This window comes from Flavivirga sp. 57AJ16 (genome assembly GCF_028736925.1).
In the GTDB taxonomy this organism is placed as follows: domain Bacteria; phylum Bacteroidota; class Bacteroidia; order Flavobacteriales; family Flavobacteriaceae; genus Flavivirga.
Genome location: NZ_JAQZAT010000013.1, coordinates 63,692 through 89,419, shown reverse-complemented (window position 1 = coordinate 89,419; position 25,728 = coordinate 63,692). Strand labels below are relative to the sequence as shown.

Genomic DNA, 25,728 nt, shown 5'->3' with positions numbered 1-25,728 from the left:
TCAGTCTACTTTTAATACATCTTTAAATTTGTCCAATACTTTATCCTTTACACTGTCAAGTATTTCTTTCCCGGCTTCTTTAGCTTCTTTGAACACTTCGGATTCATTATCCTGAAATGCTTCTGGAATGGAAGCGTAGATATAATTGTCATTGATTTTTGTTTCCCAGGGCAAGGCTAATTTCCCTTCTTTTTTATGAGTAAAAATCAGGCGATAGGCATAGCCTTGTGTGTCTTTATCCGTAAAGAATGTCTCGGCAACCAGTGGTGTTTCTTTGGAAACGGTTAAAGGAATATTTGTTTCTACTTCCTTTCCAAATTTATAGTAACGGATAGCTGCTGTCACCCTAACGATATCGGTATCCTTAAGTTCGTCAATATCCCCCTCTAATTCTACCGTTCTGGGAAGTACCGGAGCGGCCAATGGCACACCCTCCCAATCTCCTACTATCCATTCTGGGTCTTCGGGATACACATAACCGCCGCTTAAACTCCATTGCATCTTATATTCAAAAACATCGGGATTCTTATCTTCGCCACGAGCATAGGTCAATGCTGCCCGCACACCTTTTTCTTTTAAATAGTCCCTATCTATGGTCACTTGATCTTGAAAATCGTTTCCTTGATTTCTTCTCTTTCTAACATTTACGGTTACATAGTTTACTTCTGTGCCAAACATATTTTCTGCCTTAAGATCCAGAATAAGGTTAATATCCCTGTGTTGAAAAAAAGGATCGTTTAAGTTCACCGATGAAATACATTTTGGATTATCACGAACCCCATCATACCAGGATCCTAAATTACCTGTAAGTGGAAAGTGCTTGGGTATCGCTACTCTGTACTTTAGGTTATAGACTTCTCGCTGACGTTGAAATCTGGTTTCTGCTTTCGTTTGATTGTACACATATCTCGATCCATGTCTAATGTTGGGCCTTGCAGCGGCTTCCTCATCTGATGGTGGTGTTGGCGGCGCAGTAGCATCTCTATCCGTCAAGGCCTCCGTAAACACATTCATAAAACTTTCTACAATTTTATCTGCGGTCTCATCGTCTGTCGTATTTTTATCGATTTCAAAAATAACGGCTTTACTTTCTATAGCGCTTTTGTAAATACTATCTACCTCATTGTAGCTATATCTATCATCACTCCCGCTTTTAGTATCTCTATCGTTATGTGTATATCTCGCAGAGAAACTTTCAAAGCTTTTTTCGATTTTTTTCCAATCAATGACTATTTTTCCATCAACTGCCGGAAAAAGCACATCATATTTAAAACTCAGTTCCAAGGATACATCGGTAATAGAACGGTTTTTTTCGAAAGTGGCCGCTAATAGTTGAGCTGCCGTCTTATCAAGTTTTGCGGCAACGGCTATTTTAGAGCCGGGAAGCGGTGACGCATTTCCTGAAGCGATCACCTTAGCCATGCCCTCATCGGTGAGTACAGAAGAAATAATCCTAAACGAATTCCCATCTTCTACTTTTACATCTGCAGCACCAAGGATCACCGGGTTTTTAACGCGTCTGTATTTGCTTCTGGAGTTTTCGTTAAGCTTGGTGATTTTTTGTTTTAATTTAACCTCTGCTTCTTTAAGCTGTTTATCGCTTAAGCCCCATTCCATTAAAAAATGCATAAGTGCGCCTTGTGCGCCCCCGGCATCGGCACGTTCTTCTGTTGTATATTTTAAAAACAGGAATTCCGGAGTACCGTCAGGACGTTTAGATAAATGCAGATTTACCGGCAAATAAAGGTATTCGCTGGAAAAAGTTTGATCTCTGGTTTTTGCTTTTCCGTACAATACGACGATTGTACCATCATCTAAAGTGATGTCAACTCTATTTTGAGAGTCTAAAATAGCTTGTCCTTGTATGGTCTGTATGCTTATAAAGCATATAAATATCCATCCCAAAAAGACTTTGGAAGCCCATTGTTTTAAGTGTTGTTTTATAGTTTTCATGGTATTAAGGTGTTAATTATTATTATGTTTTTTTTATTAAGCGCTGACTGGTAAAGGATCCTTTAGCCTTTTCGTCTGCATTTTTTATCATGTTTATATTTTTAAGTTTTGATAGTTCTTGATATAGCCTGTTAGGTGTTGTCGACTGTTTAAAAAATACAGACTCATCGGCTTGAATCTCTATATCGAGATGTTTCTCTAGAATAATTTCCACAAAATCTGCGCAGTTAAACGTCCTTACATTAAAGGATCGGTTCTTTTCTATAAGGGCTTCGATAGCTTCTTTTAAAATGGCATCTGCTTCTGGAGTGGATCTTAACTGAATAAGACCATCGACAGGGTAATCTTCTTCATGGGGAATGCCTTTACGTAACAAAGATTTTATGGTAATAGGGGCTTCCCATGATGCCGCTGGAAGTTTATAGTATCTTGCCGGGGTATCGTGATCTACATTAAAGGCATTAAAATCATCTTTTTCCGGCCACAAATCGTAGTATGTAAGCGTCCCATCTTTTATAGTTTCATATACAGAAACCAGATGATCGTTTTCGTCGAGTGTATCTTTTACGATTGTTTTATAATTATCGATGGCAATGCCTGCATGCCCGCTCTTCCCATTAATAGTGGCATAAAAAATATAATAAACATCGGCATGTGCCGCCTGCGATAAAAAAGCGAGGCATAGAAAGATTACGATATTTGAGATTGTCGTTTGCATATTAAAACCATTTTTGAAGTTGCCCTACAATTTTTGTTTCATTATCATACATGGGTCTTACGCCCGAATTACAGGTATATGAATTGTACTTATAATGAAGCGTTATCGTGGTTCCTTTAAATTTAGAGGGGGTCTTTATCGCTTCGCGAACAGTAGCGACATCACTTTCCTTAATATGAAATGAGAGTGCCGTTTTACTATTGGAAAATGTAGATAGAGTGCCTCTACTTTTAAGGGAGTGTTTTAAAATATATCCTATTATAGTATTGCTAAACTCTATTTTCTGGGACTTAGGCTCCATAGTCATAGCACCTGCAACCAAAGCTTTTTCTCCATGTTTGTTTTTTACACATAGTCGTAATTCATTGAGTTGCTCTGGAGTGATCCCCCAAGTCACCAGGCAATGTAAAATAGCACCACTTGGCGCTGCTTTTTCATTCTCTTTATACTCTTGAAAAGAATATTCCGGTTTGCCTTTTTTTGTAGATAATTGTAATTGATTTGGGATATAATAATAATTATCACTGCCTCGTTCCTTAAAAATATCCACTGAAATGCCATGAGATAAATTGACATGCTCTTTGGTATAATCACAAATACGCTGCGATATTGTCTTTTTACTTACTAATAGTATCATAATGAAACATATAATATGTTTTTTGGGTGTATGCATCAGTCCTCTGGTATTTCATCGATAAATATGAGTCCAAATCGATCGGTTCCTGTTTTAGATATGCTTGGCCCGTTTTTACGTAACCATGTAATGTTATAGTTTACTTCCTCACTGGTATTGGGCAGCGTGATTTTAAAATTTTTATCTTTTAAATTGTCCGTTGGACGTATGGTCATTCTATCGTATTTCACCTGATCGAAAAACGGATAGTCGATTTGAACGGAAATGGCCCTAATCCCCTTTTCCTTAAGCGATTCCATGTCCCCTTCTAAGACAATATCCCGTCGCTGAAAAGGCACAAATAGATTGACCATGGCGCTATTTTCAGATTGCCATTTGGATTCGTAGCCTCCGCCTCCTTTAAACTTCCATAAGGTTCTGTATTCGTAAGTCAACCAATCGGTACGAATACTATCGCCTTGGTTTAAGTAGCGCATAGACAGGTGGCCTTCGTAATCTTTAAAGGTTTCTTTGTTTATTATTAATTCGGACAGGGTTTCATTACCATTGGCATGTCGCTTACGCATCGCCAAAGTGACACTGTTGAGCATGTCCTCAAATTCTTTTTCCAGATCGCCATCTACACCTACAAAGACTTCGCGTTGTTGAAATGCAGGATCCCAAATGGGTACATCTCTAAAAAATCGCGTATCTTGACCATAGGTCTGGTACAGATCGCCAATATTAAAAGTGATGAAGTGGTGCCTGTTTACGGTCGATCTTCCATTAAAGACCAAATGTGATGTTCCTTCTGTTCGAAGTTCCTTCATTTGGAAAGAAGCATTCACACCAAAATTGAATGTATTGCCACTGGACAACGCGCCATCTTGACCAATAATCGAGCTTAGGGCATCCATAAGTCCGCCGCGTTGTTCCTCTGGAACAATGGCTGGCTCTACAGGTTTAAACATGAGATCCAATAATTTGTCATAAACCGTATTTAGTAATGATTCCAGATCGGCATCATCCCCATTTGTAACCAGTTTGATACTGTTGTTTTTAAAGAGCTCGTCCAAACCTAGTTCCACATCGGCACTAACAAAATAGATATTCCCCCCTGCTCCAAAACTTTTACTCTTTTTTATTTCGGACCAATCTATTTCCAACGTTGCATCATAGGCTTCAGATAGCCCCGAGAATGACAGGTCGAATACTAATGAAATATCTGGCGTATCCATTTTAAAGCTTTCTAAAAGTAGCTTTGAGTTTAGTGGATTGACATCAAAAGAAAGGGCTATACTGCTATTTTCCATAACTGGTGCCTTGCCAACTGAGAGTAAATGTTTTTCATTTTCATTGCTCTCTTTATCCAGTATGGACGAAACCAATGCATAGGAAGCACTATCAAATAGAATGGGACCATCAATAGAAACCGCATCATCTTCCAAGAGTTCTTTAAGCAAAACCTCCGCTTCATCAACTTGTACCTGAGGTGTTTCATACAACACAAGAAAGTGCAAAATACCTCCGCCTCCAGCTTCTATAACAGAACTGGTCGCATTTTCGTCGGCTGATGGCTTTTCTGTAATATACCTCATAAATGAGAACTTCGGGTGCTGTTCTTCATCTAAAGCCAATCGCGCTTTGGTCGACAGATACTTGTAAGCTTTTGGGTTGTTATGTGTTGGAAAACACCACAAACCATTTACTTGAATGCCCTTGTCTATATAGATTTGCTGGGACATCAATATGCCTGATGCCATTATGAATAGATAAGTAAATATGGATTTCATCATCACTGGGTTTTAATTCTTGAAATCGTCTTCGGTCGGTGTTATTAAAAAGAGGTAATCTTCTTTTAGTTGCTTAATCTCCTCGGCATATTTGCCATGCTTTCCGTACCAGGTTACCTGGTAGGCCAAAGGCTCCTCGGGATCGTGATATAAGGCTATCTTTAATGTACTTTCTGCATCAGACTCCCTTAAAATAATGGTACGCTGCGAGGTTGCTTTCCCATTAAGGATGACAAAAAACCGAACGGTTGCCGTACGAACACCGCTATCCTTAAAGGTGGGCCTGTCTGCATCAATATCGACCACTTTTTTCTTAAATGGTGGTACCAAAGCGACTAACGATGCATTGTCTACGCTCCAAAGATCTTTAGCTTTTGGAATTTCAATAGGTATGGGTTCTCCCTTAACATTCCAACTAATTTTATATTCGTAATCCATCCACTCGCTTCCTGTAATTCCAAGTCTGGGATATATAACCTGTTTAAAGTCTTTTCCCTCTTTAATATCATCTGGGGTAAATAGTAGATCGGAAGTAGCTGCATCATTTCCATCGTCATAAGTTTTACGAAATGCAATCGAAACCGAGTTTAAGATCTCATTGAATGCATCTGTATAACCGCCATCTATTTGAAAATGAACGGTTCTTTTTTGAAAATCGGAATCGGCAAGGTTTACAACCCTAAAGTAACGGTCGTTATCTTTCATCAAATCGTAAATACCTCCTATATTCCCCGAAGTATGCACGGGTACTTTTATGGTGGTCGATTTACTTAAATTGAGATAGAATTTATTGATTTTGATATCTTCCCTTCTTTTTCTTACGTACTGATTATCTGTATAATATTCGGTATCATCCTTACCTCCAAATACATTTGCAAACCAACCTCTATCCTGTCTCCCTTTAATTTGGCCTGCTTCTACTGCCACTTCGGTTTCTGGTTTTTTCGCCCAGCCTGTTTTGGTATCGAACATAAGTTCTATGAGTTTTTCCGTAACGATATCTGTAATCCCCTGCATATCCTTGGTATCGATTCCAAGGCCTTCAGACCTGTCAAATACGTCTACATTAATAACCTGATCTTGAATCATTTGATCTGCTACTTTCCGAACCTCACTTTTTGTATAGCCACTCTGCACATTGCTTATTCTGCTATAATGCTCATAAATGGTACTGGCCTCTGCACTTATAGTCGCATTGTAACCTTTAACTACGGCTTCGTAATAGCCATGAACAGACACAGACACATCTGATGTAGCACCTTGTAAGGACTCCCATAATAAGGTCGTTCCAGACGGTGTTAGTTTTGCTGCTATGGCTGCTTTAGAGTTTGGCAATAATGGTGCAAATCCAGAGGTAAGCACATTGGTGGTAAATGCTTGTTCGCCTTCCGTATTATTTAAGATAGATGAAACCACATCAAACTTTCCAATGTCGCTCTGTCCTTCCTTGGTAAATTGGCGCATGGGAACTGGCCCAACAATGCGGGCATTTTCATTGACTCTTGTTTTTAGTTTTGCCTCCACTTCTTCTATAACATCCTGGGGCAATGAAAACTCTACTAAGGCATGAAATATCCCGCCACTAGCCTGTTCGCCTTCTCCAACATATTTTATACATAAAAATTCATAGGTGCCATCTTCCTTTTGTGCCAGTTTTACAAATCTGGTGAGGTAATAATAGGCATTATCGTCTTCGCTATCCTGCAAAAGTTGTATCCCGTCTATTTGCACGCGGCCTTCATCGTATTTTACACCTGCAAACAACTGTGATGTAAATACCAGAAAGCCTATTAATTGTATGATGATTTTTGTATTCATGATATAGATGTTTTAGTATTATTCCTCAATAGGTTTTGTTGTAATGTCTAATATTTGATGCCATGAGTCTGCTATGACCCAGTCATGACGTGTATAATGTCCATCTTTATAGATTTCTGAGATCCTATATTGATACGGTTCCTTAAGTTTTACGGCATAGACAAACTGGATGCTTTTAGCATACTCATCTGGATGCTTTGCATCGAAAGTGCTTGTATAGGTGACGTCGTTTCCTCCCACTCCTACTGCTTTTATTTCTATACGCTTTGCAAATAAATCGTCACGTATGTTATTGTTAAAATCATAGCAGTAAACATCCAGTGCAGCATAATCTGAAGGGATTTGGGAATTGATATCTACTTTTTTAATAAGCTCTGGCCATTTTTTAATATTAATGGTTATTGGTAATGCATCAGACTTTACGATCACTTCCTGTAACTGGATTATAGAATCCTGTTCGGTTGTAAAAGATGCCATCTCCTCAACAAAATCCTCATGGCCTGTTACCGTGAGTTCTTCCGATTTTAAATTTGTTAGTTTTGAGCTATAACTATAGTTAACACTAAGGGTAGGCTGATTTCCCTGAAAACTTTCCGAAAACAATTGGGCATCATTATTATTTAATCGCATGGTAAAATCACGTTCCTTCCAATCGACGTTTTGCGATGTATTTGTTGTGCTTTCAAAATAACCTCCCGACACCGTATGTTTTAATGAGTCTACCGTAGCCGTATCGGCAGCATGTACTAAAACGGCTTTAATATTGCTTATTGGAATTGGCTTTAATGATTTGACATACAGTCCTTTTAAACGTAATGCGTCTGTTAGCTGGTCCAATTCCTGGTTTGTAGGTTTGTTTTGTGCGACACTAAAACTTAAAAGACTTCTAAAACGTGTATTTCCTTGATCTCCATAAGCATGCGTACCTGTATAGCGCATTTGAATAAACTTAAACTGTGGCTTTCCTTCGCTGTTGGTAATAAGTTTCAAACCATAAGGCACATAATAAAATTGATCTTTTTTAAGGTAATCCTGATACAAAACGATATCGTTTACAATTTGCTTTGAAGCAGCATCGGGCTGTGCACTTACATGAAGGCCGAGCACAAAAAATATCATAAATATGGGTGGTAAGTAGGTCATGTTATGCGTGTTAAATGTTAGCTTTTAATCTTCTGTTTCTGTATTAAAGCTTGAGATGTTTTCCTTAAGTTTTGCCATACCTATAAACATAAAGAGCTCTTCATGAGACAACCAATTATCAGATTGATGGGTCGTACCATCATTCATCACTAAAGTGAAGAAATATTCAAATTGAGGGCTTTCCCCTTCTGGAATATAGAGAGGGCCTAAAGTAAAAGACTTATTGTCTTCTGTGATTCTAACAGGTTCGGACTCTAAAACATGCGTTCCTTTGGGGTCTATGTACTTTGAACGGGCTTTTACCTGTAAAAGGGCGATATCTGTATCGTTAAATAATTGAAAAGACTCAAAAGAGATATGCTTTACTTTACTACCCGAAGTACCATCTGTAAGGGCATCTATGGTTTTATTTACACATTCGGTACAATCTACAATAGCATAATCCAACCAGATCTGCTTTGTTTTTGATTGTGTTTCTACCCATTTTGGCATTTTGGAAGCATCAAACTGTACTTTTGCCTTTGATGGAATCTCAACATTATTTAAATCCCATGTATAAATGATAGGAATGGTATTAGTCCCTTGTTTTTCAATAATAAGGGCATGTACCTTTTTAAGACGTAAGGGAAAAGGCGTATTGTTTACCCAATTTTCATTTCGCCACTTATTAGGTTCTAATATAAACTTACCTAGGGTTCTGGAATCTGCAAGGGTTATGCGAACTGGAATAAGTTGTTCTGGTACGGTTTCACTTGCCGGGGCAAGTGTCATACTGCCTTTTATACCATCTCCTGCAGATAACACCGTTTGCATGTCGTCTTTATCGGTATTACTGGTCATCCACGATATATCTATAGGTTCCCGTATGGATGATGATACCGTGACGTTTATTTGATCTGAGCTTATGTTGTATAGCCCTTCCAGTCCAGATGAAAGAGAAATTGCCGGTGTGGCATTTATGGGCATGATCTTTAATTCTGTAAAGCTATAATTAGGGTTTCCTTCTATATAAGATTCCAATAAAGATTTTACCAATGCAATTTCCTTTGAGCTGATCCCTGGTGTTAGTGTCCCGGTCATCCTTACATTTCCAGAGGAACTTGAAGCATCTGCTGTTCCATACAACATGGAAAAATCATACCCCTCGTCTGCATTCCATCTTAAGTGATAAGCACTGGGCAAGTAATAAAAAGTTCCAGATGCAGGATTTTTATCTGGATATATATCCATTCTCACATTTGTAATTTCATAAGGAAATTCAAAATCGTGATCGGCAACCAGGTCGTCCCAAAGCGAAATGGGCGTATTATCAGGACCGTGGGGTGTGGTATCTTCGGGCTCCGGCTGAGTGGTTGTAGGTGATGTAGTTCCAGTTGTAGGCACGAATATGGGTCTAGCAATAAACAGGTTAAGTTTGGTAAATTTTTCAACACTTCTTTTTGTAGGCCTAGATGGCGATTTATAATCCCTGGCATGTTTTGCCTCCATTTTATTATTATTAATGGTAAACATGAATGTGGATTTTGCAATACTGGTATCGAAAATACCCCAATATGTATTGGTGCTGTTTCTTTTTGGAGTTAATTTTTTTGTACCCCAATCACAATCTTTTGGACTGCACTTCCCAAAGACCTGAACATTTTTTCCTTTGTTGGAAATAATAATTTTTGTAATATTTTTCGTATCTTTATTATCATTGATCCATGTGCCATCAATAGCACTGCTCACCGTTGTTGTACTTGGGGTCGTAGTCATTAAAAGAGGCTGCTTAAAGGTTCTCAACTTAGATTTATCAATACTATATTTTAAATCGGGCTTTCTTTTTGGAATGATTATCTTTTGAGAACTTTCTTTTAAATTTGCGGCACTTCCAATAGGTACTAATGCTACTGGAACTATTAGGTTTTCTGCGTTAATTTCGGTTTTCCAGTTTTTATTAAGGTTATATAAGAAAATAGGTTTCAAACTTTTAGAACCTATTCTAATTTCTAAAAATGCCGATGTAAGTTCTGTGCCTTCTGGGGTATTTTCATCCAAATTAAACTCTAGTTCCAAGGGACTTTGCTTGCCATTTAAGTCTACTTTGATTTGTTGAAATTCTGTCTGTCTTAATTTTTGAGCATTCTTTAGTTCTGCTATAAGGGTATAATTATAATCGGAAAACTCAGTGAATTCCAAAGCAATTTTTAGTTTTCTTTCACTATCATGGGTTACTATAACGGACTCTATTTTTCCTTTAATACGTTCTGCAAAAAGGCTAACTCCTACGGCTCCAATATCATCTAGCTTATTAAGCTGTTTATTTTCTAATCCACTAAAATTTTGTGCGGACAATGCTATGGTTGAAAAAAGCACCATGGCAAATAGGCCATAAAGCAAAATTTTTCCTAAAAAGGAATTAAGAGTTGTAGCTTTCATAATTCTTTTGTTTTGAAATGATGTTCAAAGGTATTTTGAAAGTCGGATCAACTCAAGAGTGAAAAACCTGAAAAACTATAAGGGGATTATTCCAAAATACAATAAGTGGTTTATTTTACTTAATGGGTGTTTTTCCCCTTTTTAATAAGGAATACCCTCGAAAATTGCTCGTAAAATCAATTCAAAAACCTGATTTACAGATTATTAAACAAAAAAGCACTCTATATAACCTCTAAACGGAATATAAAATTTCAAATATTAATATGTATTTTTGATAATGAACCAATAACTAATAATCTCAATGAAAACAAAACCATTTGAAAAGCTAGCTTTTTTTTTAATAGTCATGACACTGTTTTTTCAATCATGTGAAGAAAAGCCTCAAAAAATTGAAAAGCCAGAACAAGCTATTGATTACGAGTATGCCAATCGTTTAGAAGAAGAGTATAAAAATACTCGAGGTGCTATTATTAATAAGTATCTGGAAATAGAAGACACCCGAGAATTCTGGTTTGAACTGGAAAAATTAAAAGAATACATTGCTTATGTAGAACAAGAAGCGGAAACATTGGGTTACAAAAATTTAGGTATTCGCATTTATAATGGCGCCTATCCAAAAGATAAAAAATATCCAGATCCCGGGTATTCAACTGTATTTTTAGTGCCGACAGGACACAAAACAACCTCTAAAGCAAGTTTTTTACCTATAAGCTCTGCTTTTGTTATTGAGGATAATATTCAAGAAATTCCAGCCTATAATTATGGGCACGCCGGAAGACCTCCTAAAGATTTATAATAAACAGCCCATAAAATGAGTACCAATCCTATTTTTTTGTCATATTTAATTAATGCCCTTGAGCTTATTGCGGCTGTTTTTGCATTAGTTCATTATAAAAAGTATGTCAATTCATCGGAGCGTTATTTTTTACTTTTTTTATGGGTAACTTTTTTTATAGATGCCATATTAGGGCCCTTATCTATATTTCTAAAATTAGATAATACATGGCTCTATTATGGCTACACGGGCATTAGTTTTTTGTTTTATTATTGGTGGTACCATACTATTTTAATGGAACGATTGTATAAGATAATAATAAAAGTGTTAAGTGTTATATTCACTGTTTTGTATGCTTTAAATAGCCTTAATGTTGAACTACACCAATATAGTTTTATTATTGGTGCTTCTTTTCTATTAATTTTTGCTGGATTTCATTTACATCAATTGTTTAATTCAGATTATACTTTAAAGATAAAACATAAATTAAGCTTCTGGATAACGATAGCTCTGGTATTATTTAATATAGGTATGTTACCATTTATATTATTATCCAAATACTTTAATGTTTGGATTAATAATTTGGCATTCACAAGTATTTTTTTTATTCTAAACATGATTTTGTATAGTTGTTATATAATAGGTTTCTCATGGACGAAAAAGAAATACAATCATTTTTAATCATATCATCTGTTGTATTATTTATTTTAATAATCACCATGATTTCCCTGTTTATTCTTTTTCAAAAAAGAAAAAACGCGTTAATTTTAAAAAATGAGTTTGAAAAAAAACATTTTGAACAAGAAATATCTAAAGCCCAAATTGAAATCAGGGAAGAGACCTTTAGAAATATTAGTTGGGAACTGCATGACAACATTGGTCAATTACTCACTTTAGCTAAAATACAGTTACAAAACGATTCCTCTATTGACGAAGTTAAAGGGACACTAAACAAATGCCTTAAAGAATTAAGGGATTTATCAAAATTAATTAGCCCAGATGCTCTAAAAAACATGTCTTTAGAACAAGCCGTAACAGGTGAAATCAATCGATTTAATAGGCTTAATTTTATAGAGTCCCAACTTACTATTAAAGGACGGCAAACAAAAATAGACAGTAAAATTGAAATTGTATTCTTTAGAATTTTACAAGAATTTTTTTCAAATACTATAAAGCATGCAAAAGCAACGCATTTAGATATTATTTTAGACTATCAAACAGATATGCTAATCATTACGGCAAAAGATAATGGTTTAGGCTTTGATTTAAATAAACAGCAACATTCTGGTATTGGTTTAAGCAACATAAAGAATAGGGCAAAATTGGTAAATGCAAATGCGACCATCTTATCGGAACCAAACAAAGGAACAAAACTAACTATTACATACCAAATCAACCATGAAAACACATACAGTAGTAATTGTTGAAGACCATGTTTTATTATCTCAAGCCATAGCAAGTCTTGTAAATTCTTTTAAAGATTTCGATGTACTTTTTACCTGTAAAAATGGCAAAGAACTGCTTACCAAACTTAAAACACCAAATAATATTCCAGATATTATACTTATGGATGTTAACATGCCCATATTGAATGGTATAGAGACCACAGAAATTATAAAAAATGAATACCCGAAAATTAATGTTATAGCCCTTTCTGTTGAAGAAAACGATATCACTATCATTAAAATGCTTAAAGCTGGCGCCAAAGGCTATTTATTAAAAGATGTTGAGAAAGATGTTTTAGAGCTGGCTTTAACAGAAACTATAAAACATGGTTATTATCATACCAAAGATGTTTCAAATATCTTAATTAACTCTTTAAATGAAGACGATTCAAGTAAAATCCAAATAAAGGATAGAGAGAGAGAGTTTATTATACACACCTGCTCTGAAATGACTTATAAAGAAATAGCCGAAAAAATGTTTTTAAGCCCAAAAACCATAGATGGTTATAGAGATAATCTTTTTCAAAAACTGCAGGTTAAAAATAGAATAGGACTTGTGCTGTATGCTATTAAAAATGGTATTTATAAGTTATAATACTTGCTTCGGTGACATAGCCTAGTAGTCCGGTGAGATTTCAGATAATGAATAAAATTCAATCATAACAATAGCTACAGTTTAATACCCTGCTAAGTTACCCACAGGGTTTTGACCTTTGGGTTAAAATCAAAATGCTGTATTTAGAATACTCGCTCATTTTATATCATTAATACTAATCTTTCGATGCCACGTGAATGACAATTTTAACGGAAACCCCGACGCAGAGCATCGAGGCATTCTTTCCTATTAAAAATTTCTTTTTATAATCTTTTGATAATATTAGTCTGTTTCCTACCAATTGCTATTAATCATAACCTGGGTTTTGATTTAATAAACTTGGATTATTTACAAATTCTTGGAATGGAATTGGAAACAATAGATGCTTTTCTTGTAAAGCTTGTCCAGAATTGTTATTAATATGTCCTATAAAATTGTCAAATCCTAAACTAGTGTGGTTAAATACTTTTCTTAAACGTACCATATCAAACCAAGTAATTTGTTCAAAACATAGTTCATACCATCTTTCTCTTAATACGGCATCTCTAAAAGAATCTTGAGTATATGCCCCTAAGGTAAGTGTTTCTAATAATGCTCTGTCCCTAATGGCTTTAAGACCATCAAGTGCTAATTGATTTGGTCCACCAACCTCGTTAGAAGCTTCTGCATAAATTAGTAAAACTTCGGCATAACGAATAATTGGCACATTAAGATTATCCTTAGTGGTCCCTGGAACACCAGAAGTACCATTGGCTGTAACATTGAAGTGTTTGAAAATGTATTGTCCTCCTAAATTAAATGGCGCACCATCGCCATTTTCATAATAGGTGCTATAAAACCAACCTTGCTGATCTTGCGCTCTTAGATCGCCTAATTCAAACGAATCGTAAAACGAAATATCAGGAATGGTACTTCCTGTTCCGGAATTTCCACGATATGATACAGGTTTGAAATTAGGAAACATATTACCCATTGGATTTTCAGCAACATCACTAAAATACTGTAAACTAAAAATATGTTCTTTAGTATTTCCAAAATTTTCGTCATGTATTTCTCCATAGGTATCAAATAATTCAATGCTGCCTGCATTATCAATGACTTCTTTGGCTTTATTTGCAGCATCAGTATAACGAGATGTTTCATTTAATGGATGTCCCGCCATAGTGAGATATACCTTCGCCAAAAGTGATTTAACAGCGGCTTGCGATACGCGACCACTTTCATCTGTCCAAGAAAGACCTGCGCTTTCGGCTGCTACTAAATCTGCTATAATTTGCTCATAAACAGTATCTTGAGACGTTCTAGCCGGATAAAAGTCTTCAGACCCAGCATCTTGTGGGGCTGTAATTAATGGCACGTCACCCCAAAGTCTTACAGCATAAAAATAAGCCCAAGCACGGAAAAATTGAGCTTCTCCTAAAATTCTGGACTTAGATGCTTCATCCATTTCGATAGCAGGAACATTTTCCAACACCAAATTTGCATTTGCTATAACCTCGTAAACACCTCGCCACCAATTTTGAATATGCCCCGTATTGGCATCAAATGATAATGAATACAAATTGTTAAGATCTGAATTTTGGGCAGTCTCAGTGCTAGTAGTCCCTGTTGGAGCTTCTAACATTTGCCAATTAGATGAAAAAATACCAGCATCATAACCTACAAATCTGGAACGGTCGTATACCGCAGCTATTGCCGATTCGGCATGTTTGGCAGTCGTATAAAAACTGTCTGGTGTTAAGTTTGATGGATCTGCTTCATCCAAAAAATCTGAACAACTTAATGCTCCAAGCAAGAAAATCGTAAAAAAGAAATACCTGCTTATATATTTTATTTTAATAAATTTCATTTTAATAAATTTTAAGGTTTAAAAATCACAGTCCAATTTGTAGACCCATAGTGAATGTTGTTGGTTTTGGATATTCATGCCACATTTGCCCCTGTGAAAAAACATTATTGCTACTATCACCTCTAGCTGGTGTTACCTCGGGGTCTCCCAGAAGTTCGTCTGCTGTAATTAAAAATAAATTTTGTGCAGAAGCGTAAATTCTTAGTTTGCTCAAATGTAATTTTCCAAGTACATTTTCATTAAATTTATACCCTAACATGAGGTTTTTGCCTCTAATGAATGAACCGTCCTGAATCCAATGTGTATCAACATTTGTAATATAACCAGCCTTAGTTTCTCTAACTTGTGCAATAGGTGTGTCCTGATTGTCTGGTGTCCATGCATTTAAAACTGTTCTGTAACTGTTGGCAAGTGCCTGTCTGTCTTCACTCGAGTGTAAATTCATGTTCATAACATCATTACCCACTGAGTATTGAAGTTCTAGCGTAAAATCAAAGTTTTTGTAAGTTATATAATTTGTAAAAGCTCCCCATGCATCCGGGCTACCATTACCAATTATTTTTCTATCTGCATCATTAATAACATAATCCCCATTGACATCTAAATATTTAATATCTCCAGGTAAAATATCTTTTCCACCGCGATAACTAACAAATTTTGCGGCTTCGGCAGCTTCATCGGTATTCCAGGTTCCTAACCTTGTAAGGCCCCAAAAGGAACCAACAGATTCCCCCACACGAATAATATTTGTTGGATTGGTAAAGTTACCTGCTCCAACACCAAAAATATCAGACGGTGTAGCCAATGAAAGTACTTTATTTTTATTTAGAGAGATGTTAAAACTAGTTTTCCAACTAAAATTATCATTTGTGATATTGATGGTGTTAAGTCCGAATTCAAAGCCTTTATTTTCCATCGACCCAATATTCTTTCTAATAGTAGCATATCCACTAGATTGAGGTACTGGTGCGTCTAATAACATATCGGTAGTCTTCCTGTAATAGTAGTCCGCTTCTATATTAACCCTCCCATTAAACAACCCTAATTCAACTCCTATATCGGTTTGTGCTGTTTTTTCCCACTTAAGATCTGGGTTTGCTAATCTGTTCAATCCTGTTCCGCCTATTCGAGAATCATTCCAAATAGCTGTGTAACCAGAACTTAAAAGTGATAATGAAGAATAAGGTGGTATTTCTGAGTTCCCCGTAAGACCATAACTCATTCTTAATTTCAAATTCGAGATAGATTCGCTATGAACTAAGAAGTCTTCTTCTGAAATTTTCCAACCAAACGCTGCAGATGGGAAAAAAGCAAACTTATTATTATCACCAAACTTAGAAGAACCATCGGCCCTACCAGTTATGGTAAACAAATACTTATTCATAAAATTGTAGTTTATCCTTCCAAAATAAGAATTTAAGGCATGTCTGTTTGCACTTGAGCGAACTTCTAAACCATCAGAACCAGCTCCTAAATTATTGTACTCAAAAATATCTGTTGGGAAATCTCTAGAACTAGCACCAAAACTAAAAGCATCCGATTCTTGCCAAGAAACTCCCAATAGGGCCGTAAATGAATTATTTTTATTGATCGTCTTATTATAGGTCAAGTAATTTTCAAATGACCAGAAAGTTTGTTTAATACTGTTCGCTTGAGCATCGGCAACGCCACTGCTACTTAACCTACTATGATTAAATTCATTTCTATTTTGAGTCATTATGTTTACACCAACTACCGTTTTCATTTGTAAATCTGGCATGATGTCAATGTTTGTGTACATACTACCTGAAGTAGTTTGCGTATTTAATTCACGTTTTCTGCTTATTAATTGATTTAAAGAACTTCTAGTACCTTCTGCATTTGGATAATCTCTATTGTTTGCATATGCGCCTTCCAAGGGACCACCTTCGTATATAACTGGGAGGAATGGAAAATCTTCAACCATTCTGCGCGGTACTTGATCGTCGGTATCTACCAGATTTTCTTTTTGACTGTTGTAACTAAGTGTACCTCCAACCTTTAACCATGATTTTAATTGGTCATCAACTGCAAAACTTACTGAATGACGTTGAAGATAAGAGTTTATTAAAAGTCCTTGTTCATCTTTATAGCCAATTGAAAACGCATAGGTTGTCTTTTCATTCCCTCCCGAAAAACCCAACTGATGATTACTAGATACATTATGTTGTTGAATCACTTTTGCCCAATCTGTATCATACAAGGGTTTTCCATTAGCATCAAACAAATGTGCCACATTTGCACCAGCTCTTTTAACACTTGGTTCTAAGTCTACATAATTTCCAGCAGCCCACCCGTCTGGGTCAAATTTCTCTGCATTTTCCCAAGAGAGCTGTTCTATCATCGCGTATTCTTCTGCATTTAAAACATCTACCCTGTTTGGCCCATATTCTTTGATATTAACGCTCATGTCGTACGTTACTCTACCCTGTCCTGCTTTTCCTCTTTTAGTAGTAATAAGAATGACCCCGTTTGCACCTCTAGAACCATAAATTGCTGTAGAAGAAGCATCTTTAAGTACTTCAATCGATGCAATGTCGCTCGGGTTTAAATAATCTATAGCAGTACTAAACTGAGCTTGATCACCTTGTGGTAACTGAACCCCATCGATAACATATAAAGGATTGTTAGAGGAGTTAATAGAACTAAACCCCCTAATTCGAACATTAGACCTACCACCTGGACGACCCGAATTTGTGTTCACCTGTACTCCAGAAATCCTACCAGCTAAAGCCTCATTAAGAGAGGTCGCCGAACGTTCCTTCAATTTTTCACCACTTACAGTTCCAACTGCTCCCGTAACATCAGATTTTCTTTGAGTTCCATATCCAATAAGAACTACTTCTTCTAAAGCGGCTGCATCTTCTTTTAATTTAATGTTTAAATTAGTTTGTTCATTAACACGTACTTCCTCCGATACAAACCCTATGTAGGATATAACCAAAATAGCGTTTTTATCAGAAACGTTTAACGAGAACTCGCCATCAAAGTCTGTTTGTGTTCCGTTTGAAGTTCCTTTTTCTAGAACATTTGCACCAGGTAAAGGTTGTCCATTTTCATCAGAAATAATTCCACTAATAACAATTTTTTGTGGTTTTTTAACGACTATTGTTTTTCTATTTTTAGTAATTACAATAGTGTTATTTTCAGACAGTTCGAATCTCAAATTCTTATTCGACAAACTATGTTTTAACAAAAAATCTATAGTTACCTCTCCTTTTTTCAACTGTACCTTATGGACATTCTTAAATGCCCTCTTCGGATAAATGAAACGATAGTCTGTTTGTTTCTTGATAATTTTAAATACCTGATAGACAGTAACCAATTGGTCTTGGTCTATCCGTACTTTTTTTTGGGAAAGCAATTTTGAGGGTGCAAGGCTAAAAACTGTTGTACACAAAAAAAAGATAAAAGCTCTCATAATAAAGTTTAGCAGTCGTTTCCGAACGAGGAAACGAACATTTAGTAATTTAATTTTCATAAATTTGCTTGGTGTTAGTTAAACAATTAATTAATACATAGATTAAGGGACGAAGTTTGATACGTCGAAATGTCTATACTTCGCTCCCTTTTTATTTTAATACTACTTTTTTATCTGTAATTTCAAAGTCATTTATTATTCCTAAATTTTTAATATTTGTTAATATTTCTTCTATACTTTGTTCTTTTCCTAGCACACCAAGAAATTCCTCGTTTTGTACTGAGGTATTTTTGAAAACAACCTCCATATCATACCAGCGGGATAATACTTTCATAATCTCTTTAAGCGATTTATCTTCAAAACTAAAGATCCCCTCTTTCCAGGATATTTCGTTATAAACATCAACAGTTCTAGTTATAATAGTGTTGTTTTTAATATTGATACTTGATTGCTGGTTGGGTAGTAAGCTTAATTTTTTATCTTCATAACTTAAAACAACATTACCTTCTACTAACGTGGTATTAATAGTGCTTTCATCTTTGTAAGCTTTTATATTGAATGCTGTACCCAATACATGTACTTCTTGCTTATTATTATAAACTTTGAATTCGGCCCCATTATGGTCTATACTCGGTGATACATCAAAATACGCTTCGCCATAAACTAACTCAACTTTTCTAATTTCACCATTCTTAAAATTTACGGGATATTTTAGTTTTGACTCTGAATTTAACCATACCTGTGTTCCATCGGCTAATTTTATGAAAAATTGCCCCCCTCTGGGAATTGTTAAATAGTTGTAAGCAATTTTTGAATCTTCAATCTGCTTATTCTTATCATATATTAATGCTTTCCCGTTACTATTTATATTTTTATTTTGGAAAGACGCTCCTTTTTCTAAAGCAATTTGAGACCCATCTTCTAGCGTTAACACCGCTTTATCTGTACCCGGTTGAATCGTGTTTTCTTTAACAATAATAGGTGTCTTTTCAACAGGATTATTAAAAAAAACATCTTTAAAAAAATAACTTGATGCCAATAAACCAACAATAATAGAAGCTACTGCAAACTTCCAGTAAGTTTTTCGTTCTTTTGGTTTATCAATTTTATTTTCTATTTTTTGCCACGCTTTTTCAATATCTACCGCATCAACAGGCTTACTATAATTAGTCTTTACATTATCGAAGAAATGCCTGTGCTCATTTTTCTCTTGATACCAAGCATTGAAGATCAATTCCTCACTCGAAGTAATGGTATTGTTAAGTTTTTTTAGGATTAGTTTAAACTCCATTTGATTTATTTATAGTACGACCTACTCTTAGGACAACACAAAATTAAAAATGGGTGACAAAAACCTAAAAAAAGGTTAAAACGAATAAATAATTTCTTGAAACGAGCTATCCCTGCCTTTCCAGCAGCTACAGTGTACCCACATCTTTTTCGGTATATAAGCTAAAAGTTTTTTTACTTACTTTTCTTTGCTCGTCCAAAGAAAAGTAACAAACCTGCCTGCCGGCAGGCAGGAGAAAAGACGCCCTTTCGAGAGGGATTTCTTCTCACGCTCACGCTTGAGAAGAACCAAGCCCAAAACTTCGCCTTTACTTAGCAATTCCATAAAAAATATTATTTTTTCAAAGGAAAGCAGAGGTGAACTATAAACTTCGTTGGTTTCTTCAGAACCTTGCGACGCATTAGTCCCCGCTACCGCTAAACTGTGTTTAGTGGCGGCAAACTAACTGAACATTAATAAATCAAAATATTATTGTAACGTGAACCTCGTTTAAGAGCTAACATGCCACTTCTGTAAGGGTTAACTAATTCGTGGACATCTTCGAGTTAAATTTCATGGAAATTTAGTGTCGAAAAGTGCTCGGGAACTAGAAATTATCTTGTTTTCGATACATCAACCATAGATTTGATAGCCAAACTGACAAAAATTCCTGATTCATTATGAAACTTATAATTTCTACTCATGCTCCTAAAGTACGAAAAGCTACATATTTCCATAAAAGCTTTTATGAAATATTTTATTGCTTGTTGCTCACTGCTGAGGCCACTAAACAGGTTTTACTTCTTAACTTTTAGCCCACAAAAAAGCTACCCCATCTCTAAAGTAGCTTTTAACTTTTTATTTTCTTACTCGGTACGCCACTAAACACAGTTTAGCGGGAGCGGGGGTTTCATAGGTAATCGCTACCTGCTGCAAGCGGGAAATCGAGCGCAGGTTTTTAACTTTCTCGTCAAAAATCGAAATGCTGTTATTTAGATGACCCACACATTTTATTTGATTAAATAGGACATCATGAAATCAAAAGATTAGCTTCACAGAATTTAAAATCAGTAAGTAAATCTTCGATTAAAAACGTAGCTCTTACTGATGTAGTTCCAAAAGAATTAATATGGATGTTACAAGTTCTGTAATTTTAGATTTGGCCCGTTTTAATTGAGTCTTAACGGTATTAACGGAAATATCGAGCTCTTCAGCAATCTCACGGTATTTATAATTATGTAAAAATTTCAATTTTACAATTTGCTTCATTCTCTCTGGAAGGGTGTCTACTATTTTAAGTATTTGGTGATATACTATTTTTTTATCTTCATCTGAAGCTGAATCGAAAACATGCTCTGTAATTAAATTAACATTAAATTCTAGAACGTTAAAGTTATCGGTAATTTTTAATGATTTTAAAAAATTGAGACACCTATTTCTTACCATGGTATAGATATAGCCCTTAAAAGAAGATTCTAATTCAATCTTATGTGCTTTTTCCCAAATATAAATAAAGACCTCTTGGACCACATCTTCACTAGCCGGTTTATCAAAAAGATAACTATTAGCATATATGACTAAATCCTCATAGTTTTTATTGAAAAAGGTTCGATAAACTTGACGATTTTTATTTTTTATTTCTTCAAAAATAAGATTCATTAAATTGTGCGAAAAAGAATATTATAATTACGAAACTAATTATTTATGGTTAAGAGCACATCTAAAAATTCATTTTTTTTTAAATCATCATAAAAAATCCGATATCAACTACTAAACATAAAATGTATGTAAAACCCAAACCTCAAAATGGAATCTTGGTAGTACTAATAATACCAATTATAATATTATATCTCTTTATCCTGTCCTAGTAATGGTACAGGCTAATTAATAGCATTAAAATTAGAATTATTTAATAAGATAAACCGATAAATGTCATGCTATAGTAAGAACCAAAATCGTTATATTTGCAAGAACATAACGATATTTATGACATGGTCACTATAAATGAAGCTATAAATGCTGTTAAAAACAATATCCCCCCTCTTTTTAAAGAGGAAAATAAACCTTTAGAAAAATGCGGTGGTTACCACTTATCCAAAGATATTGTTTCGCCAGTAAACATGCCTCCTTTTAGGCAATCTGCTATGGATGGCTATGCGTTATTCTTGCATAATGATTTGTCATATAGCCTAATAGGCGAAGTCAAAGCAGGAGATAGACACCAACCTACCTTAAGGCCAGGAGAAGCTATCAGAATATTTACGGGCGCTCCAGTTCCAGAAACCGCCAATGCCATTATGATGCAAGAAAAAGTAGCTGTTATTGGTTCAAAAATAACTCTAGAAAGTCATTTACCAGAAGGCCGCAATATTCGCCCGATGGGAGAACAAGTTAAAACCGGGGATTTGGCTTTAAAACAAGGTACAAAATTAACGCCTGCCGCCATTGGTTATTTAACATCCTTAGGAATCACTCAAGCATCTGTTTACAAAAAACCTTCTATAGCTTTAATTACTACCGGTAACGAACTTGTTGAAGCCGGACACCCCTTAACCTATGGAAAAATATATGAAAGCAACTCTAAAATGCTTTTAAACGCTTTATATAACCTTAAATTTTATGATGTCACTATTCACAAAATAGCAGACGATTATACACAAACCAAAAACAAACTTGAAACCGTTATAGACGATAACGATCTGGTTATTGTCACGGGCGGAATCTCCGTGGGGGATTATGATTTTGTGGGTAAAGCACTTAAAGAGTTACAGGTAAAAGAGGTCTTTTATAAAGTAAAGCAAAAACCAGGAAAACCTTTATTCTTTGGAAAAAAAGAGGGCACGGCCATATTTGCCTTACCTGGCAACCCCGCAGCGGCCTTATCGTGCTTTTATACTTATGTATATATCGCACTGCAAAAAATGATGAATAAAAACACGATTGAATTACCAAGAATAAAAGCGAAGTCTATTTCTACATTCGAGAAAAAAGGAGATAGGCCCCAGTTTTTAAAAGCTATATACAAGGACGGTGAGGTTGAAATATTAGAAGGGCAAAATTCATCCATGTTACAGACATTTGCACTTTCTAATGCATTAGCTTTTGCTCCGGAAGACATGACCGCTATTAATATAAACGACGACATAGAGCTTATTTTATTACCAGTTTAAACGACGATTATGGGATATAAAATTAAAAGTAGAATTTGGATCGAATCAGAAAACTATGTGCTTCTTGGTGAAGGGCGTGTGCATTTATTAAAAGCCATACAAGAAAAAGGATCTCTTTCCAAGGCTGCTAAATCTTTAAATATCTCCTATAAGAAAGCTTGGCAGCTTTTAGACTCGGTAAACAGATCGGCCAAAAAACCTGTTACCATAAACAGTATTGGCGGTAAAGATGGCGGTGGTGCCGAACTGACCGATTATGGAAAGTCTTTAATTAAAGCCTTTGAGGAGATCAATAAAAATTGCTGGGCTTTTTTGGATGAGCAATTGGAGAAGATAGAGCTGTTGTAAGTATTTAAAGTGCCTAAAGTTGGAAGTATTTAAAGTGCCTAAAGTTGGAAGTGCCTAAAGTTGGAAGTGCCTAAAGTTATAAGTGCCTAAAGTATTTAAAGTTATAAGTGCCTAAAGTATTTAAAGTTATAAGTGCTCAAAAAACAAAACTAAATGGACAACAAAGAATTTGCAAAGAAACTTGAAAACAGAACAAGAACGTTTGGAATATCAATTATTAAACTATCAAGTTCACTGCCAAATTCAATTGAAGGGAAAGTCCTAAGAAATCAAATTACAAAATCCGGTACTAGTATTGGTGCAAATTACAGGGAAGCAAATCGATCTCGTAGTAAAAGGGATTTTAAAAATAAAATTAAGATATCCGAAAGTGAAGCAAGTGAAACAGCATATTGGTTAGAAATCATAAAAGACATGGAATGGGTCTCAACTGAAAAACTAAATTCAATTTTAAATGAAACCAAAGAACTTTTAGCACTTTTCACGTCCATATCTAACAAACTTTAAACTTTAAACTTATAACTTTAGAACACTTATAACTTTAGGCACTCTAGGCACTCTAGACACTCTAGACACTCTAGACACTCTAGGCACTTTAGACACTTTAGACACTTTAGACACTTTAGACACTTTAGACACTTTAGACCAAATAAATCAAAAATGCTACAAACAGAAAACATATACATATTTTTAATCATACTCCCAGTAGTATCATTTCTCTATGCTAGTGTAGGCCATGGTGGTGCCAGCGGCTATTTGGCACTTATGGCATTGTTTTCTTTTGCTCCCGAAAATATGAAACCTACTGCGCTACTGTTAAACTTGTTCGTTGCCGGCATTTCTTTTTATTATTATTACAAAGAAGGTTTCTTTAACAAGAAGTTATTCATATCATTTGCAATGGCTTCTATACCATTAGCCTTTATAGGCGGCATGATTGAAATTGATGCTTCCATATATAAAAAGATACTCGCGGTCCTATTGATTTTTGCCATTTTAAAAATGCTGAATGTTTTTGGAAAAGAAAGTCAATCCATAAAAGAGTTAAAACTTTGGCAAGGACTTATTGTTGGCGGCATTATTGGCTTCTTTTCAGGACTTATAGGTATTGGTGGTGGTATTATATTAACACCTGTGATCCTGTTATTGCATTGGGGCAAAATGAAAGAGGCCGCAGCTGTTTCTGCCTTGTTTATTTGGGTGAATTCTGCTTCTGGATTAATTGGGCAACTTAGCACCGGGGTTACTTTAGAAAAAGCTTCCTTTTTATTAGTTGCTATCGCTCTAATTGGTGGGGTTTTGGGCGGTTATTACGGAAGTAAAAAAATAAATAATCAGAACCTACAATATATTTTGGCCCTTGTATTAATGATTGCTTGTGCTAAATTATTTTTTACTTAAATGATAAACAAAAAACACATAACAGGTATTGTGCTTGCTGGAGGAAAAAGTTCTCGTATGGGAACGGATAAAGGGTTTTTAAGATTAAACGAAAAAACTTTTATTCAACACAGTATAGACGCTTTAAAGCCTTTGGTATCCAAAATTATTATTGTTTCCGATAATCCGGATTATGATACTCTAGGTTATAAAAGAGTAACGGACACCATAAAAAATGCAGGCCCCGTAGCAGGAATCTGTTCTGGTCTTGAAGCATCCAAAACTGATTACAATTTGGTTTTAAGCTGTGACATTCCTCTAATTAAAACTAAAATACTGGAAAAACTAATAATAAACACCGATACTGACCCAGATATTGTTCAGATAGAAAGTCACGGTAAAACGATGCCATTAATAGCGCTTTATAAAAAGCGTTGTGGTCGTGTTTTTAGCAATCTACTGAAAAATGATGAAAGACGTTTACGCATGGTCGTTAATCAATGTCGTGTTAAAAACATTCCTTTGGATCATCATGATATGAATGCTACAACGAATGTGAATACAAAAGAAGAATTAAAACAATTAGAAGATGCTCATAACGATTAAGTACTTTGGACAAATAGCAGAGGTTACCCAAAAAGAAGAGGAATCTTTAGAGTTCTCAGGCGTCTTGATTTCTGAGCTTTTAGAGCATATATATTCAAAATATAATGCGCTTAAAAACGAAGGTTTTCAAATTGCCCAAAACCAGGAATTGGTGTCTTTAGAAACGAAATTATCAGGAAAAGAAATAGCATTATTGCCACCATTTGCTGGAGGCTAGTCGTTTCGATCTAAACATAATTATTGGAGAGACAGTTTGAAATTCACTGTTATAAGATATCTCAGTCGTTCCTCCTTCGACTTGACAAAAAGCAACATTAAAAACATAATGTCAGTTCGATTTTTTAAGAAAGGAAAAGTATCGCAAACAACATTAAAAACATAATAATAATAATAAT

General features: G+C 35.3%; 21 protein-coding genes. 10 read left to right on the top strand and 11 right to left on the bottom strand.

Going from position 1 to position 25,728, the window contains the following annotated elements; translation table 11 throughout:
* From PQO00_RS15030 to PQO00_RS15000, 7 genes are read right to left on the bottom strand one after another with little or no spacing between them, the layout of a single operon-like run.
* Complete coding sequence (locus PQO00_RS15030; RefSeq protein WP_274185673.1) at positions 1 to 1,953, bottom strand: hypothetical protein; 1,953 nt, start codon at positions 1,951 to 1,953, stop codon at positions 1 to 3.
* 22 nt (positions 1,954 to 1,975) lie between these two features.
* Complete coding sequence (locus PQO00_RS15025; RefSeq protein ID WP_274185672.1) at positions 1,976 to 2,671, bottom strand: hypothetical protein; 696 nt, start codon at positions 2,669 to 2,671, stop codon at positions 1,976 to 1,978.
* 1 nt (position 2,672) lies between these two features.
* Positions 2,673 to 3,308: a hypothetical protein gene (locus PQO00_RS15020; protein ID WP_274185671.1), complete on the bottom strand. Its 636-nt coding sequence runs from the start codon at positions 3,306 to 3,308 to the stop codon at positions 2,673 to 2,675.
* Between the two features lie 35 nt (positions 3,309 to 3,343).
* Positions 3,344 to 5,077, bottom strand: coding sequence for a hypothetical protein (locus tag PQO00_RS15015; protein WP_274185670.1), 1,734 nt, complete (start codon positions 5,075 to 5,077; stop codon positions 3,344 to 3,346).
* A gap of 12 nt (positions 5,078 to 5,089) precedes the next feature.
* The gene (locus tag PQO00_RS15010; RefSeq protein WP_274185669.1) at positions 5,090 to 6,895 is read right to left on the bottom strand and encodes a hypothetical protein; all 1,806 of its coding nucleotides are present in this window, start codon (positions 6,893 to 6,895) and stop codon (positions 5,090 to 5,092) included.
* A gap of 18 nt (positions 6,896 to 6,913) precedes the next feature.
* Entirely contained in the window at positions 6,914 to 8,038 is a 1,125-nt protein-coding gene (locus PQO00_RS15005) for a hypothetical protein (protein WP_274185668.1), read from the bottom strand.
* 24 nt (positions 8,039 to 8,062) lie between these two features.
* Positions 8,063 to 10,456: a hypothetical protein gene (locus tag PQO00_RS15000; RefSeq protein ID WP_274185667.1), complete on the bottom strand. Its 2,394-nt coding sequence runs from the start codon at positions 10,454 to 10,456 to the stop codon at positions 8,063 to 8,065.
* Positions 10,457 to 10,757: 301 nt separating this feature from the next.
* Between PQO00_RS15000 and PQO00_RS14995 the strand changes: the two genes are divergently transcribed.
* The 4 genes from PQO00_RS14995 to PQO00_RS14980 are packed head-to-tail and all read left to right on the top strand — an operon-like array spanning position 10,758 to position 13,271.
* Positions 10,758 to 11,252: a hypothetical protein gene (locus tag PQO00_RS14995; protein WP_274185666.1), complete on the top strand. Its 495-nt coding sequence runs from the start codon at positions 10,758 to 10,760 to the stop codon at positions 11,250 to 11,252.
* A gap of 15 nt (positions 11,253 to 11,267) precedes the next feature.
* A complete protein-coding gene (locus tag PQO00_RS14990; RefSeq protein WP_274185665.1) occupies positions 11,268 to 11,912 on the top strand; it encodes a hypothetical protein in 645 nt (214 codons plus the stop codon).
* Positions 11,882 to 12,658: a sensor histidine kinase gene (locus PQO00_RS14985; protein WP_274185664.1), complete on the top strand. Its 777-nt coding sequence runs from the start codon at positions 11,882 to 11,884 to the stop codon at positions 12,656 to 12,658. Before PQO00_RS14990 ends, PQO00_RS14985 begins: the two co-directional genes overlap by 31 nt.
* On the top strand, positions 12,630 to 13,271 hold the full coding sequence (locus PQO00_RS14980; RefSeq protein ID WP_274185663.1) for a response regulator transcription factor: 642 nt from the start codon (positions 12,630 to 12,632) through the stop codon (positions 13,269 to 13,271). Before PQO00_RS14985 ends, PQO00_RS14980 begins: the two co-directional genes overlap by 29 nt.
* A gap of 307 nt (positions 13,272 to 13,578) precedes the next feature.
* On the opposite strand, the gene PQO00_RS14975 is transcribed toward PQO00_RS14980, so the two are convergent.
* The 4 genes from PQO00_RS14975 to PQO00_RS14960 form a co-directional block, all read right to left on the bottom strand.
* Positions 13,579 to 15,120 (bottom strand): RagB/SusD family nutrient uptake outer membrane protein, encoded by a 1,542-nt coding sequence (locus PQO00_RS14975; protein ID WP_274185662.1) that lies wholly within the window; start codon positions 15,118 to 15,120, stop codon positions 13,579 to 13,581.
* Between the two features lie 25 nt (positions 15,121 to 15,145).
* Complete coding sequence (locus PQO00_RS14970) at positions 15,146 to 18,304, bottom strand: TonB-dependent receptor (protein WP_274185661.1); 3,159 nt, start codon at positions 18,302 to 18,304, stop codon at positions 15,146 to 15,148.
* Positions 18,305 to 18,710: 406 nt separating this feature from the next.
* Positions 18,711 to 19,850, bottom strand: a complete 1,140-nt coding sequence (locus PQO00_RS14965) for a FecR family protein (protein WP_274185660.1) — start codon at positions 19,848 to 19,850, stop codon at positions 18,711 to 18,713.
* A 1,080-nt stretch (positions 19,851 to 20,930) separates the two neighbouring features.
* Complete coding sequence (locus PQO00_RS14960; RefSeq protein ID WP_274185659.1) at positions 20,931 to 21,488, bottom strand: RNA polymerase sigma factor; 558 nt, start codon at positions 21,486 to 21,488, stop codon at positions 20,931 to 20,933.
* Positions 21,489 to 21,793: 305 nt separating this feature from the next.
* Here PQO00_RS14960 and PQO00_RS14955 point away from each other — a divergent pair, with 305 nt between their 5' ends.
* From PQO00_RS14955 to PQO00_RS14930, 6 genes are all read left to right on the top strand, one after another.
* On the top strand, positions 21,794 to 22,999 hold the full coding sequence (locus tag PQO00_RS14955) for a molybdopterin molybdotransferase MoeA (RefSeq protein WP_274185658.1): 1,206 nt from the start codon (positions 21,794 to 21,796) through the stop codon (positions 22,997 to 22,999).
* A gap of 9 nt (positions 23,000 to 23,008) precedes the next feature.
* Positions 23,009 to 23,347, top strand: coding sequence for a winged helix-turn-helix domain-containing protein (locus PQO00_RS14950; protein ID WP_274185657.1), 339 nt, complete (start codon positions 23,009 to 23,011; stop codon positions 23,345 to 23,347).
* 153 nt (positions 23,348 to 23,500) lie between these two features.
* On the top strand, positions 23,501 to 23,854 hold the full coding sequence (locus PQO00_RS14945; protein WP_274185656.1) for a four helix bundle protein: 354 nt from the start codon (positions 23,501 to 23,503) through the stop codon (positions 23,852 to 23,854).
* Positions 23,855 to 24,007: 153 nt separating this feature from the next.
* On the top strand, positions 24,008 to 24,748 hold the full coding sequence (locus tag PQO00_RS14940; protein WP_274185655.1) for a sulfite exporter TauE/SafE family protein: 741 nt from the start codon (positions 24,008 to 24,010) through the stop codon (positions 24,746 to 24,748).
* A complete protein-coding gene (locus PQO00_RS14935) occupies positions 24,749 to 25,333 on the top strand; it encodes a molybdenum cofactor guanylyltransferase (RefSeq protein WP_274185654.1) in 585 nt (194 codons plus the stop codon).
* Positions 25,317 to 25,550 (top strand): MoaD/ThiS family protein, encoded by a 234-nt coding sequence (locus PQO00_RS14930; protein WP_274185653.1) that lies wholly within the window; start codon positions 25,317 to 25,319, stop codon positions 25,548 to 25,550. Before PQO00_RS14935 ends, PQO00_RS14930 begins: the two co-directional genes overlap by 17 nt.
* Positions 25,551 to 25,728 lie beyond the last annotated feature (178 nt).

Excerpts from the sequence above, each read along its gene's own strand:
- PQO00_RS14965 (WP_274185660.1), bottom strand. The coding sequence starts at position 19,850 with ATGGAGTTTAAACTAATCCTAAAAAAACTTAACAATACCATTACTTCG.
- PQO00_RS15020 (WP_274185671.1), bottom strand. The coding sequence starts at position 3,308 with ATGATACTATTAGTAAGTAAAAAGACAATATCGCAGCGTATTTGTGAT.
- PQO00_RS15025 (WP_274185672.1), bottom strand. The coding sequence starts at position 2,671 with ATGCAAACGACAATCTCAAATATCGTAATCTTTCTATGCCTCGCTTTT.
- PQO00_RS14930 (WP_274185653.1), top strand. The coding sequence starts at position 25,317 with ATGCTCATAACGATTAAGTACTTTGGACAAATAGCAGAGGTTACCCAA.
- PQO00_RS14985 (WP_274185664.1), top strand. The coding sequence starts at position 11,882 with ATGGACGAAAAAGAAATACAATCATTTTTAATCATATCATCTGTTGTA.
- PQO00_RS14950 (WP_274185657.1), top strand. The coding sequence starts at position 23,009 with ATGGGATATAAAATTAAAAGTAGAATTTGGATCGAATCAGAAAACTAT.
- PQO00_RS15030 (WP_274185673.1), bottom strand. The coding sequence starts at position 1,953 with ATGAAAACTATAAAACAACACTTAAAACAATGGGCTTCCAAAGTCTTT.
- PQO00_RS15000 (WP_274185667.1), bottom strand. The coding sequence starts at position 10,456 with ATGAAAGCTACAACTCTTAATTCCTTTTTAGGAAAAATTTTGCTTTAT.
- PQO00_RS14990 (WP_274185665.1), top strand. The coding sequence starts at position 11,268 with ATGAGTACCAATCCTATTTTTTTGTCATATTTAATTAATGCCCTTGAG.
- PQO00_RS15005 (WP_274185668.1), bottom strand. The coding sequence starts at position 8,038 with ATGACCTACTTACCACCCATATTTATGATATTTTTTGTGCTCGGCCTT.
- PQO00_RS14940 (WP_274185655.1), top strand. The coding sequence starts at position 24,008 with ATGCTACAAACAGAAAACATATACATATTTTTAATCATACTCCCAGTA.
- PQO00_RS14975 (WP_274185662.1), bottom strand. The coding sequence starts at position 15,120 with ATGAAATTTATTAAAATAAAATATATAAGCAGGTATTTCTTTTTTACG.
- PQO00_RS15015 (WP_274185670.1), bottom strand. The coding sequence starts at position 5,077 with ATGAAATCCATATTTACTTATCTATTCATAATGGCATCAGGCATATTG.
- PQO00_RS14945 (WP_274185656.1), top strand. The coding sequence starts at position 23,501 with ATGGACAACAAAGAATTTGCAAAGAAACTTGAAAACAGAACAAGAACG.
- PQO00_RS14960 (WP_274185659.1), bottom strand. The coding sequence starts at position 21,488 with ATGAATCTTATTTTTGAAGAAATAAAAAATAAAAATCGTCAAGTTTAT.
- PQO00_RS14980 (WP_274185663.1), top strand. The coding sequence starts at position 12,630 with ATGAAAACACATACAGTAGTAATTGTTGAAGACCATGTTTTATTATCT.
- PQO00_RS14935 (WP_274185654.1), top strand. The coding sequence starts at position 24,749 with ATGATAAACAAAAAACACATAACAGGTATTGTGCTTGCTGGAGGAAAA.
- PQO00_RS14995 (WP_274185666.1), top strand. The coding sequence starts at position 10,758 with ATGAAAACAAAACCATTTGAAAAGCTAGCTTTTTTTTTAATAGTCATG.
- PQO00_RS15010 (WP_274185669.1), bottom strand. The coding sequence starts at position 6,895 with ATGAATACAAAAATCATCATACAATTAATAGGCTTTCTGGTATTTACA.